This window comes from Sphingobacterium humi, from assembly GCF_009768885.1.
Classification (GTDB): Bacteria; Bacteroidota; Bacteroidia; order Sphingobacteriales; family Sphingobacteriaceae; genus Sphingobacterium; species Sphingobacterium humi.
This window is the reverse complement of sequence record NZ_WSQA01000006.1, coordinates 168,938-181,534: the sequence shown is the minus strand read 5'-3', so window position 1 is coordinate 181,534 and position 12,597 is coordinate 168,938. Positions and strand designations below refer to the sequence as shown.

Sequence of the window (12,597 nt, the reverse complement as noted above, 5' to 3'; positions counted from 1 at the left end):
ATCCAAACATATTTGCCGATTTATTGGTTATCTTTAGGACAGACAATCTTATTCATTATTATGGCACAAATAACATTTAAAGGAAATGCAGTTCATACCGAAGGGAATTTACCTCAAGTTGGTGATACTGCTCCAAACTTTACATTGACATCCGGAGACCTTTCCGCAAAGTCCTTGAGCGACTTCAAAGGTAAGAAAGTTATTTTAAATATATTCCCTAGTATCGATACTGGCGTATGTGCCGCATCGGTACGTAAGTTCAACGAAGAAGCATCGGGATTAGACAATACCGTGGTGCTTTGTATCTCCAAAGACTTACCTTTTGCACAATCTCGTTTTTGTGCTGCCGAAGGCTTAGAAAACGTGGTCAGCTTATCTGACTTCAAGGATAATAGCTTTGCTGATGCCTATGGGGTGAAGTTCAGCGATGGCCCTTTAGCCGGCTTATTAAGCCGTTCCGTAGTGGTTATTGACGAAAACGGAAAAGTAATTTATAACGAGCAGGTTGCAGAGACCGTAGAAGAGCCGAATTATGAGGCTGCTCTGGCTAGTTTATAAGCCACTCGGATAAATAAAGATGTTAAAAGCCTAAGGTCAACTTAGGCTTTTTTGCTATACATGCGTTTACTTACTGGCTTCTAAGGCCTGTAAAATATCTTGTATAATATCTTCTTGTTCTTCAATGCCAACCGATAGCCTTACGGTACCTTGGCGAATACCTAACTTTTCCCGCTCGGCTTCCGACAGCTTCGAGTGCGTGGTGGTGGCCGGGTGGGTCGCAATACTACGCGCATCGCCCAAGTTGGAGGTATATTTAATCATCTTTAAGGCATCTAAGAATTGGAAAGCTCTTTCTTTGCCACCTTTCACTTCAAAAGTCACAATACCGCCCCCAGCCTTCATCTGTTTTTTCGCGAGTTCATACTGCGGATGCGAGGGGAGGAATGGATATTTAACATCGGCAATTTCGGCATGTGCTTCCAAAGCTTTCGCTAAGGCCAGGGCATTGGAACAGTGACGATCCATGCGAAGCCCCAAGGTTTCAATACTCTTGGATAAAATCCAAGCGTTAAATGGCGACATCGATGGCCCTGTATGCCGGATCAAGAACATCATTTTATCCATCAATTCTTTTTTTCCGACCACAACACCGCCTAATACCCTGCCCTGACCATCCATATACTTGGTGGCCGAGTGGATGGATAAGTCAAATCCTAAGGGCAATGGTTTTTGCAGGTAAGGCGTTGCAAAGCAATTATCAATTGCAAAAATGATATGCGGATACTTCTGTTTTAAGCTACCCAACCACGCTAAGTCTACCAATTCTAAGCCCGGATTGGAAGGCGATTCTAAAAAGATAAACTTCGTATTTTCCTGAATGGCCTGTTCCCATTCTTCCGGATGAATCGCATCTACATAGGTGCAGGTTACTCCCCAACGTGGAAATAACTGGGTAAACAACTGATGGGTGGATCCAAAAATAGCACGCGAGGAAACAATATGATCGCCACTTTGCATAAATGCCGCAAAGGAGGCAAAAACGGCAGCCATGCCCGAAGAAAAGGCTAAGCCCGCTTCGGCACCTTCCATCAGGCAAACCTTGTTGATAAATTCCGTGGTATTCGGATTGGCATATCTGGAGTAGACCATGCCTTCTTCCTCTTCGGCAAAAACGGCCCGGCCTTGTTCAGCAGAGTCAAAAATAAAACTAGAGGTGAGGTATAGTGGTACCGAGTGTTCCCGAAGTGCCGAACGATCGGCCTGTTCGCGGATAATCTTGGATTGTTCGTTATTCATGATAAACAAATTTATTCACTTTTATGGATAAACTACTAATCTTGTAGCATTTATTTTAGATTTTTTTTCCGCCTTGTAGCGAAGGGTAATGCGCAGCAATTCAAGGGGTATTCGTTTTATTTTAGCCATTCTTTTGGCTTTGGTATTTCCTTGCTGTTCCCTTGTACAGCCAATTGTAAAGGGGATTGATACGGGTGTGAAAGGGGTGAGAAAGGGGTGAGGAAGGGGGTAGCGTAGTAGTTAGTATGGAGTATTTAGTAGTTAGAATACTTTGTCATCAATTTGTCATGGTGAGCGGAGTCGAACCACGAACGACTGGTACGTCAATGCAATCCACCCTATTTCACAACTTTATTAACAACGCTTTATAAATGCTCGTCATTTGTAGGCGTTGGCACGCATTGTTTAAAGTTGTGGTACATGCTGTCATCGTGAGCAGGTAAAATGTTTGTAAAACTTATTGGAAGTTGATGACAATTACCAATAAAATATTTTTGTAAAGTTCTGGTAACAAAGTTGTTAAGTAGGGTGGATTGCACTGACGTACCAGTCGTTCGACTCCGCTCACGATGACAAGACGATGACAACACTTTATAATATGATGATAACACAATGATAATTTCTTTTACTAACCAAGGATAAATCCTTTATAACTATTCAAAATCACATGATAAGCATCCTCTATTTTCCATAAATCCTTTACATAATCTTTATCTTGAACCTTCAATTTGCATTATGAAAAGATCAAGCCTATTTTCTTTATTACTTTTAACTCCATTTTTGGGTTTTTCGCAGAGCGAACCTGCTCCTTATGGAGCTTTGCCTAGCGCCAGACAACTGCAATGGCACGAAATGGAAATGTATACCTTAATTCACTTTACGCCAACCACTTTTCAAGATAAAGAGTGGGGATTTGGCGACGCGGATCCGAAGCTTTTTAATCCGAGCCATTTCGATGCGCGCCAAATTGCGGAAGCCAGCGTTGCTGGTGGATTTAAAGGATTAATCTCCGTGGCCAAGCACCATGATGGGTTTTGTTTATGGCCAACAAGCACGACTAACTATTCTGTGGCCAGTTCGCCATGGAAGCAGGGCAAGGGCGATATGGTTAAAGAATTTATGCAAGCATCGCACGATCAGGGTTTGAAATTTGGGCTTTACCTCTCTGCCTGGGATCGGAACGATGTGCGCTATGGCAGCAAAGCCTATGCGGATGCTTACCGCACGCAGTTGCGGGAATTGATGAGCAATTATGGCGACCTGTTTACCTCTTGGCATGATGGTGCCAATGGCGGCGATGGCTATTATGGGGGTAAAAATGAAAAAAGAACCATAGACCGGACCAGCTATTATGAATGGGACGAAAAAACATGGCCCATTGTTCGAGAATTACAGCCTATGGCAATGATTTTCTCGGATGTGGGTCCCGATATGCGTTGGGTAGGCAATGAGAAAGGATTTGCCCCGGAAACCAGCTGGGCAACCATTACGCCAAGAACCTTAGACGGGCAGAAACCGGTGCCGGGACAGGTGGATAATGCCAACCTCGGAACGGGCGACCGTAATGGCAAATTCTGGATTCCGGCGGAATGTGACGTGCCCCTGCGACCAGGATGGTTTTACCACGAACGCGAGAACGATAAAGTGAAAACCCCCGATCAGCTATTTGAGATCTATTTAAAATCGGTGGGCCGCGGAGGAGGCATGAACCTGGGGCTGGCACCTATGCCGGAGGGATACCTGCATGATAACGATATCCTATCGCTGAAGGCTTTTGGCCAAAAACTGAAACAAACATTTAGCGTTAACCTGGCGGCACAGGCTACAGCAAAAGCCAGTAATGTACGTGGCAATAATCAGCGTTTCGGAACGGCAAATCTGTTCGATGCCGATCGCTATTCTTATTATGCGGCAGACGATTTGGAATTGCAACCGGAACTGGAAATTGATTTGGGCTCGTCGCAAACATTTGATCTTATTCGTATTCGAGAGAACATTAAACTTGGCCAACGCCTGGATAGTGTAGCCGTTTATCGTTGGGATGGGCAAGGTTGGCAGTCCTTAGCGAAGGCTAGCAGCATCGGCGCTAATAGAATATTGAAGCTAGCAGAACCGGTGACGGCGCAACGTTTAAAAGTGAAGCTCTTTGCGCCGGTAGCACCGACTTTAAGTGAGTTTGCCCTATTTAAAGAGGCCGATGCGGTATTTGCGAGCCAAACGATAGACAGAAAAAGAGTTGCCAAAAAAGAGTTGACTTTGATTTCGGCCGATAAGCAAGCCCATTTTGCGCTGGATGATAACCTGCAAACGATATGGCAAAGTAGCCTTAGTCGCAGTAAGTATATTGAATTGCGCTTGGCGAAAACGCAATTGATTTCCGGGTTGCAATACGTCCCTCGGCAAGATGGAAAATTGCAGGGCATCCCGACGAAGTTTAAGCTGTATACCAGTGTAGACGGCAAGCAATGGGAGTTGATGGCTAGCGGTGAGTTTTCGAATATTAAAGCAAATGCTACGGTACAGACGATTGCTTTTCCGAAAGCCATAGAGGCGCATTACATCCGTTTTGAACCTTTGGAAATTTTAAGTGGGGATAAGCAATTCTCAGTGGCAGAGTTTGATTTATTGATGGATTAATATGAGGATTTTTTGCACAATACTAGCACTCGGCTTAAGCAGTACACTTTTGGGGCAGGACTTAAAGCTGAGGTACGATAATTATGGCGAATACTGGGAGGAGTCCATGCCCTTGGGGAATGGACAAATCGGTATGATGCCCAATGGTGGCCCCGGGGAAGAACAAGTGATTTTAAATGAAATATCGATGTGGTCGGGCAGTCCGCAAGACGCCAATAATTACCAGGCACATCGCAGTGTTTCGGAAATTCAATCGCTTTTATTTGCGGGGAAAAACGATCAGGCCGAAGCCTTGGTGAATAAAAACTTCGTATGTACCGGTCTTGGTTCTGCTGGTGGCAAGGGTGCCAATGCGCCCTATGGCTGTTATCAGAATTTTGGCTTTTTAAATATCCTGCATTTTGATTTGGGCGATATTGAGCAGTACGAGCGGACCTTGGATTTGGAAACGGCACAAGCCCATACCCGGTTCCGATCGGATGGGGTAAATTATGAGCGGACCTATTTTACATCCTTTGCGGAAAATGCAGGCGTCATTCAGCTGCAGGCAGATAAACGGAAGTCCATTGGCTTTGCGCTTCATTTTTACCGAGATGAGCAGGTGAAATCGCATCGTATTAATGGCAATGAAATTAGCATTTCGGGCTGGTTACCGGATGGCAAAGACGGGCAGGGCATACGTTTTGCCGCCAAGATTAAAGTGCTTGCCAAAGGTGGGGAAATCAGTAATTACGATAATCAGATTTTACTGAAGAAGGCGGATGAGGCGACGATCTTATTTGTGGCCAGTACCGATTATTATGGGCATGATCCGGAAGCTTATGTGGCTAAGGAAATGCAACAATTAACCGCCAAGACTTTTAAAAACCTGTCGAAGGCGCATCTAAAGGCCTATCAACCCCTCTTCAATCGGGTAAGCCTGAAACTGGAAGGCGATCAAAGCTATAGTAAGCTGCCTACAGACAAGCGCTTGGCTAATTTTTACGAGAAGCCAAGTTCCGATCCGGGCTTAGCGACCTTGTATTATCAGTTTGGGCGCTACTTGAGTTTAGCCTCTACCGCGCCAAAAGTGGCCAAAGCATTGCCTCCAAATTTACAGGGCTTATGGGCGCATGAAATTCAAACCCCATGGAATGGTGACTATCACTTGAATATCAATGCCCAAATGAACCATTGGGGCGTGGAGGTGAGTAATCTTTCAGAATATCATAAACCCTTTATTGAGCTGATCAAACGATTAGCGAAGGAGGGCAAGAAAACAGCAAAAGCCTATTATAATGCGCCGGGATGGGTGTCTTACATGATTACAAATATCTGGGGCTATACGGCTCCTGGCGAGCATGCGTCTTGGGGCGCCAGCACAGCCTCCGGATGGTTGTGCAACCACCTTTGGGAACATTATCAATTTACGCAGGATAAGACTTATTTAGCAGAGATTTACCCCATATTAAAAGGTGCAGCCACATTTTATAAAGCCACTTTGGTGAAAGATCCGAAAACGGGATGGCTGGTTACTTCGCCATCTGTATCACCGGAGAACGGTTTTATTATGACCAACGGCAAGCGTGCCTCGGTGGTGATGGGCCCTACCATCGATAATCAGATTGTTCGGGAATTGTATGAGTCGGTGATTTCTGCCGCGCAGGTATTGAATACGGATGCTGATTTTGCGGCTTCGTTAAAGGCGGATTTAACGCAGGTTCCTCCGGCGGTTCAAATTAGTCCTTCGGGGCGGGTGATGGAATGGTTGGAAGATTACCAGGAAACCGATCCGCAGCATCGCCATGTTTCCCATTTGTATGGCTTATATCCGGCGGCCTTTATCTCGCCGGTAAGTAGTCCGGAATGGGCGGAGGCGGCGAAGAAAACCTTGGCCGTACGTGGGGATGAGGGAACGGGCTGGTCGCGGGCATGGAAAGTGTTATTCTGGGCCAGGTTGCACGATGGCGACCATGCCTTAGAAATATTGCGGCAATTGCTGCGCCCGGCCGCCATTGGTGCCAATAGCTATGCAGGTGCTGGCGCCGGAACCTATCCGAATTTATTCTGTGCGCATCCTCCTTTTCAGATAGATGGGAATTTCGGCGGCTCGGCAGGTATTGCTGAAATGCTGTTGCAAAGCCATGATGGTTATATTCATTTACTGCCCGCCTTGCCAAGTCATTGGCCAAACGGCGAAGTGAAGGGCTTAAAAGCCCGTGGTAATTTTACTGTAGATATTCAATGGAAGGATGGGAAAGTGCAGCATTATAAGGTGCTCAACGCCGATGCAAAGCCTGTTAAGGTTTTGCTGAACGGTGAATTTAGAGACATCGTGGCAAGTCGACGATAAGATTTGTTACAAACGCCGCATGGCCCGGTTTGTTCGGTATGGTACTCCCGAACAAACCGGGCTTTTTTGTGGAGGCTTATTGGTTTTGAATAGGCCTTTATTTTCCCTGCTTCCTGTATCTTTTCATAAGCATATGCTTCAAAGAATATGAATATGAAAAAGTTTTTCAGCAAAGCATGGAGGGTCGGAACTGCCCTTATCTGGCTTATACCACTGACTTTTGCTTGCAAGCGTTTCCCGGAACAGCAAGCAGAGTCGGGGAAAAAATATCAGGTGAACATTGGCTATGCGGGATTTGAAACCATCCTGCGGCCCCTGAAAGAAACTGCCTCCCCCAGCATATCGGCACCTTCCCCTGCTCGCTCCTTAGGAACCGGCGATGAATCGCCTGTAACGGTATTAAATTGGAACTTCAATTCGGGTAAGTTAATAAGCGATTATCAGCTTGGTCCTGTGGTTAGTTTTGATCATTTTCCCAAGGCTTTCCCTGCAACCTTTGTTCCCAGTTTTGAAAACAGCTTTTTCGGCGATAAAGCCTTGCAATTGAAGCATATGACTTTTTTAAGCCTTCAATTTCCGATTGCGGAGCTTAAAAAATTAGGAATCTTCTCCTTTGATTTGGGCAGTGATTCCCTCGCCGGAAAGACCGTTGAATTTCAATATCGCTTTGCTGATGGCATCAAAAGAACCAATTTTCCGGTGCGTATCGATATGGAAAATAAAAAGGATGATTTTGCGAAGACTCGGATAAAATTTGACCTATCCAGTCTGCCTGTCGAGCAGGAGCAGATGATGTTGGTTGAAGTCCATTTCCGACGGAGTCAGGAGGATAAGGAAGTCGGACGGATGCAATTTGGGACCTATAGGTTTGATAATGTCCGTTTAACGGGCTACAAGAAGGCGCTGGATGTACGGATGAAAAGTAAATTAAGGTATTACTTATTCCAGAAGGGGACACATGCCTTGGTAGACTCGGGGCAGGTGCTGTTGAAGGATGCAAATCCTCACTTAAATCTGGAGTTGCCCTTAGGCGAGTATATCTTGATGAGTACTTATCATTATGTCAATAAAGACGTCATAAGGACCGGGCAGATTAGCCGGCTGGAAGATTTGCACTTTCCTGATGATATCGGTTTTGAGGGGCGTATGTTTGCTTCCTGCGATACCATTGAGGTGAGCAAATCTTTTGCGAAGGAAATTGCTTTACGTCGAGCCTATGGGCAAGTTCGTTTTGAATTTACGGACAGTCGGGACTTGAAGGAAGTGAAGCGTGTGTTAATAAAACCCCAGCATCCGCCGGTTCGCTGGCGCCCTTTCAGCCCTGTTGGGGAAAGCAAAGCTGCCGAAGAACCTAGCCATAGCTTGGAAGTGGAGCAGGATTTTAATGTGCACAAGGAAATTGTGTTTAATCAGTTTTTAGGATTACAGGTGCAGGGTAAAAAGCTGCATTATATCCTGGAGGTGTGGGATGACAACAAGATATTGCGGACAATTGATGTGCAAGGTGAAGCCAAAAATAATATGCAATTGGTTTTTCGGGGGCAATTACTACCGCGAACTACTGCTGTTGCTGGATTTGAGATCAAGTTAGTTGAAGCATGGGATAAGGAGGTGCTGATCGAATTTAATTAGGAAAGGGGGCATGGCCCCCCTTCTTTTTTTTATTGTTATTTTAAGGTACTCAGGTACTGATCTATATAGCGTGCTCTTTTGTGTAAATAGAGTTTAAGGTCTCTTTTGATAGTGGGTAGATCGTTGCTGCCCACTTTCCAGAGTTCATGATCTTTCTTTTTACTTTCACGAATGCTGGCGGCATATTCCTCGATGTAGGTGAGGAGTTTATCGAATTGATTTGATTTGAAGTTGCTCCAGGTCGTTTTATACAGCTGACGGATTTCCGGATCTTTTAAGAAAATGGTATAGAAATAATAGCCCGGACGGGTATCGTTCGTTTTCAGTAAAGGGAACTCTATGAAGTTAAAATAACTGCGTTTAACTTCATCGAAGCCGAAGCCATAGTCAAAATCCCAGATAGGGCCCATGGTGTATTTTCCATTGGCTTTTTTATGCATATACACACTTTTAGGGTGATTGATTTCGAAGTTTCCAGCCAGGTTGTTTACAATCAGGTAGTTTACCAGTTGCTGTTTGTCGAAAACATTGCCATAGTTGGTATTGGGGAATTTAGAATCCACAATTAGCTTTTCAAAGTCCTCAAATTCCTTTTTAATTTTTTCAAACTGGGCATCCGAAGTAATATCCGGACTTTTAATCATCACCGGTAGGGATAGTCCTGCAGATTTAAATTTGAAGTCTTCATCGAAATAGCTATCCATTTCTAATAATACGCCACCTTCGCCCACATCGATGCGCGTTGGTTTTGCTTCCACTTGTTGGGTAAGCGTATAATTCCCCATATAAACGCCGTTTAAGGTAAGATCGACAGGAATGATGCTGTTGGTAAAAGGCATGTTTAATTGCTGACCAATTTTCATGGCCACCGCATTACACATTAAGGTATAATCGATGTGGTTGGCCAAAAGCACCCAGTCTTTTGCTGCTGGTAGCCCAAAAATACTGGCAGCAACATCTAATTTTAGACGGTATGGTTTCTTAGGTCTTACCCAGGTACTGTTTCCGCGGCCTTTAATGCGGGTTTTGGTCTTAATGAAGTCCATTTGAACGCCATTTCCATTAATCTCTACTTCCCCATTGAGGTATATTTCTTTACTCACGACAGGTGCTCCACCCTCGGTAGTAATATAGATATGTGGAATTTTGGCCTCGATTTGCTCGTTTAATTCGGCTTTTTCATCGAAGTCTGGGATTTCATCCGGTTTTTCCCCTGTGGGTTTTGTACAGGCCGAAAACAGGAATAGCGTGCTGATGCACACGTAAATCAGGGTTTTTATAGATTTCATAACAATGGTAGATTTGCTGGGCAAAATTAGCATCGCCTTGCTTGTTTTTTAAAGAAAATCTACGCCTATGTTTGCCACTAAAGGAAATGAGATACAAGATAAGACAGTTGTTGTTGCTGATAATGAGTGTGTTATAAAATCTTGTTAACGCTGTCTCATTTTCTGTTAATGAATACGAGTTCCCTAATGATTGTCATGGGGTAGGGAAAGGGTAATAGTTTGAAGGTTAAAAGTGCAATTGTAAATTTAATAGGCTCTTTTTAATAAGTTAATAGAATAAAAGTAAACTTGTTATATGGTTCTACTTTTGGCGGTCGTTATCCTTCAATTTTTTATCTCCTGGCTTTATTTGCATAAGCGATCAATGAAAGAAGAAAAAGGAAAGCTCCTATACCTCATTTTAAGTTGTAGTCTTTCGGTGTTATTTATTGAAGCACTCATCCCCAAGCATGATTCTTCTCTTTTGTTATTCTATTCCGGAACTTTATCGGTTTGTGTATTGAATCTTTCTGCTATTTACCTGCGCTTAGTATTGGTGGAGCAGCGCACCTCTGGTTATTTGATCTTCTTGGCCTGTTCGCCCATGGTGTTGTTGATGGTATTCCTGATCCTATATTTATCCTACCAGAATCAGATATTAGAAAGTAGCGTGTATTATTACTTAGACCTGCTGTTTCTTAAAGCAAAGAACCTCATCCTGTTGGTAGTTTTGGCCTATGAGCTGATCTTATTGGCAAGTTTTCGGAAAAAATGGGCTTGCTGTTTTTCCGCATTGGATGGTCAGGTGGGGCTTATGTTTGTGCTGCTCAAGCTTTCATTAGTGCTGCTGGTGTTGGGGAATAGCCTGTTGAAAGGACAGGAAGCCATTGTTGAGTTTCCGGTGTTGAGTACGGCTTTGTTATTTTTCTTCGGCACCTATTATCAGTTGTATTTCAATAAGATTCATCTTTCACTGATTCGCTATAGAAAGTATATTTTTCGTCGGGAAAACCGAGCAATTGGACTCCCGCGCCTAAGTGTCGTTCGGTCGCATAAATTCTACCTGAACCTCTGTGATAAATGGATGCAGGAGAAATACTTGTTTCGGATGAAGAATTTCCACATTCGGGATTTGGCGAATATGTTAAACTTAAATGTTGCCGAGTTGCAGGAGATATTGCTGGAAGGATTGGATATGAGCTTTGACGATTATTTGAATATGTTTAGGCTGCGGTATTTTATGGAAAACTGTAGCGAATTGGATGGGTCGGGGGCTAGTATTTTGAGGCTGGCGGGTGAAGCGGGCTTCTCCAGTAAGTATAAGTTTTATCGAACCTTCAAAAAGCATTACCGCATGAATCCGAAGCAGTACTTAGCCAAGACGATCTATAGTGTATCCTAAAAAAATAGGCTCCCTTTTCAGGAAGCCTATTGAATAATGTTATGGCTGTGGTTTACAGCAATTTTTTCAATAAGTTGCTCATGCTCACTAAATCGCCAATGATTTGCTCCAACTGATCTACATTTACACGTTCCTGTTCCATGCTGTCGCGGTGACGGATGGTTACGGTATTGTCTTCTAAGGATTGGTGATCTACCGTGATACAAAACGGCGTACCGATCGCGTCTTGACGGCGATAGCGTTTACCGATTGAATCTTTTTCGTCGTATTGAATATTGTAATCCAAGCGTAATTTCGCCATGATTTCTCTCGCTTTTTCCGGAAGACCATCTTTCTTAGTTAATGGCAATACGGCAGCTTTTACTGGCGCAATGGCTGGGTGGAACTTCAATACCACGCGGGAATCTTGTTTCTCTTCCGTTGAAAGGTCTTCTTGTACTAAGCAATTTGCTAATACCGTTAAGAATAAGCGGTCTAAACCGATAGACGTTTCAATAACGTAAGGGATGTAACTTTGGTTGATCTCTGGGTCGAAATATTGCATTTTCTTTCCGGAGAACTCCATATGTTGTTTTAAGTCGAAATCTGTACGCGAGTGAATACCTTCTACTTCTTTGAAACCGAATGGGAATTGGTATTCCACATCGACAGCGGCATTGGCGTAGTGTGCTAGTTTCACGTGATCGTGGAAGCGGTATTTTGCTGGATCAGCACCTAAGGCTAAGTGCCATTTCAGGCGTGTTTCTTTCCATTTCTGGTACCAGTCTAATTCGGAACCTGGGCGTACAAAGAATTGCATCTCCATTTGTTCAAATTCACGCATACGCATGATGAACTGCCGTGCAATAACTTCATTACGGAAGGCTTTCCCGATTTGAGCAATACCAAAAGGAATCTTCATACGTCCTGTTTTTTGCACATTCAGGAAGTTTACAAAGATACCCTGCGCTGTTTCGGGGCGTAAGTACACCTGCTCAGCACCGTCGGCCATGGCACCCATTTGGGTAGCAAACATCAGGTTGAATTGACGTACATCCGTCCAGTTCTTGGTGCCTGAAATAGGACATACAATATTATGTTCTTCAATGATGGTTTTTAAACGCACTAAATCATCGGCATTTAAAGCATCGTCTAAGTCTTTCTGTAATTGAGCGGCTTTTTCGGTTTTTCCATCTTTTTCGTAGCGGTCGATTTTATCCTCGATCAATTGATCGGCACGATAGCGCTTTTTGGAATCCTTATTATCGATCATCGGGTCGTTAAAGCCGTCCACGTGTCCGGAAGCTTTCCATGTTGTTGGATGCATGAAAATTGCAGCATCAATACCTACAATGTTCTCATTCAACTGAACCATGGATTTCCACCAATAGGACTTCAAGTTGTTCTTCAACTCGGAACCTAACTGACCGTAATCATAAACAGCACTGAGGCCGTCATAAATTTCACTTGAAGGAAACACAAAACCATATTCCTTCGCATGCGAAATAATATTCTTGAAAAAATCTTCTGTTTGCTTGCTCATAAGGGGC

The 12,597-nt window shown here is 43.9% G+C and carries 8 protein-coding genes; 5 read left to right on the top strand and 3 right to left on the bottom strand.

Translation table 11 applies throughout. From position 1 onward, the window contains the following. Positions 1–60: 60 nt before the first annotated feature. The gene (gene tpx, locus GQF63_RS09960) at positions 61–558 is read left to right on the top strand and encodes a thiol peroxidase (RefSeq protein ID WP_160369081.1); all 498 of its coding nucleotides are present in this window, start codon (positions 61–63) and stop codon (positions 556–558) included. A 66-nt stretch (positions 559–624) separates the two neighbouring features. Here tpx and GQF63_RS09955 read toward each other — a convergent pair whose 3' ends face one another. After that, the gene (locus tag GQF63_RS09955) at positions 625–1,797 is read right to left on the bottom strand and encodes a trans-sulfuration enzyme family protein (RefSeq protein WP_160369080.1); all 1,173 of its coding nucleotides are present in this window, start codon (positions 1,795–1,797) and stop codon (positions 625–627) included. A gap of 735 nt (positions 1,798–2,532) precedes the next feature. On the opposite strand from GQF63_RS09955, the gene GQF63_RS09950 reads away from it, so the two are divergent. The 3 genes from GQF63_RS09950 (at position 2,533) to GQF63_RS09940 (ending at position 8,398) form a co-directional block, all read left to right on the top strand. Beyond that, complete coding sequence (locus GQF63_RS09950) at positions 2,533–4,434, top strand: alpha-L-fucosidase (protein ID WP_160369079.1); 1,902 nt, start codon at positions 2,533–2,535, stop codon at positions 4,432–4,434. A 1-nt stretch (position 4,435) separates the two neighbouring features. Continuing rightward, complete coding sequence (locus GQF63_RS09945; RefSeq protein ID WP_160369078.1) at positions 4,436–6,766, top strand: glycoside hydrolase family 95 protein; 2,331 nt, start codon at positions 4,436–4,438, stop codon at positions 6,764–6,766. Positions 6,767–6,919: 153 nt separating this feature from the next. Continuing rightward, positions 6,920–8,398, top strand: coding sequence for a hypothetical protein (locus tag GQF63_RS09940; RefSeq protein WP_160369077.1), 1,479 nt, complete (start codon positions 6,920–6,922; stop codon positions 8,396–8,398). Positions 8,399–8,433: 35 nt separating this feature from the next. On the opposite strand, the gene GQF63_RS09935 is transcribed toward GQF63_RS09940, so the two are convergent. Next, on the bottom strand, positions 8,434–9,687 hold the full coding sequence (locus GQF63_RS09935) for a CotH kinase family protein (RefSeq protein ID WP_160369076.1): 1,254 nt from the start codon (positions 9,685–9,687) through the stop codon (positions 8,434–8,436). Between the two features lie 364 nt (positions 9,688–10,051). On the opposite strand from GQF63_RS09935, the gene GQF63_RS09930 reads away from it, so the two are divergent. Beyond that, a complete protein-coding gene (locus GQF63_RS09930; RefSeq protein WP_160369075.1) occupies positions 10,052–11,068 on the top strand; it encodes a helix-turn-helix domain-containing protein in 1,017 nt (338 codons plus the stop codon). A gap of 52 nt (positions 11,069–11,120) precedes the next feature. On the opposite strand, the gene GQF63_RS09925 is transcribed toward GQF63_RS09930, so the two are convergent. Further along, on the bottom strand, positions 11,121–12,590 hold the full coding sequence (locus tag GQF63_RS09925) for a glycine--tRNA ligase (protein ID WP_160369074.1): 1,470 nt from the start codon (positions 12,588–12,590) through the stop codon (positions 11,121–11,123). Positions 12,591–12,597: the final 7 nt, after the last annotated feature.

What these genes read in the sequence shown, in the direction of transcription:
- GQF63_RS09955 (WP_160369080.1), bottom strand. Translation starts at nt 1,797, where the DNA reads ATGAATAACGAACAATCCAAGATTATCCGCGAACAGGCCGATCGTTCG.
- GQF63_RS09945 (WP_160369078.1), top strand. Translation starts at nt 4,436, where the DNA reads ATGAGGATTTTTTGCACAATACTAGCACTCGGCTTAAGCAGTACACTT.
- GQF63_RS09935 (WP_160369076.1), bottom strand. Translation starts at nt 9,687, where the DNA reads ATGAAATCTATAAAAACCCTGATTTACGTGTGCATCAGCACGCTATTC.
- GQF63_RS09950 (WP_160369079.1), top strand. Translation starts at nt 2,533, where the DNA reads ATGAAAAGATCAAGCCTATTTTCTTTATTACTTTTAACTCCATTTTTG.
- tpx (WP_160369081.1), top strand. Translation starts at nt 61, where the DNA reads ATGGCACAAATAACATTTAAAGGAAATGCAGTTCATACCGAAGGGAAT.
- GQF63_RS09930 (WP_160369075.1), top strand. Translation starts at nt 10,052, where the DNA reads ATGAAAGAAGAAAAAGGAAAGCTCCTATACCTCATTTTAAGTTGTAGT.
- GQF63_RS09925 (WP_160369074.1), bottom strand. Translation starts at nt 12,590, where the DNA reads ATGAGCAAGCAAACAGAAGATTTTTTCAAGAATATTATTTCGCATGCG.
- GQF63_RS09940 (WP_160369077.1), top strand. Translation starts at nt 6,920, where the DNA reads ATGAAAAAGTTTTTCAGCAAAGCATGGAGGGTCGGAACTGCCCTTATC.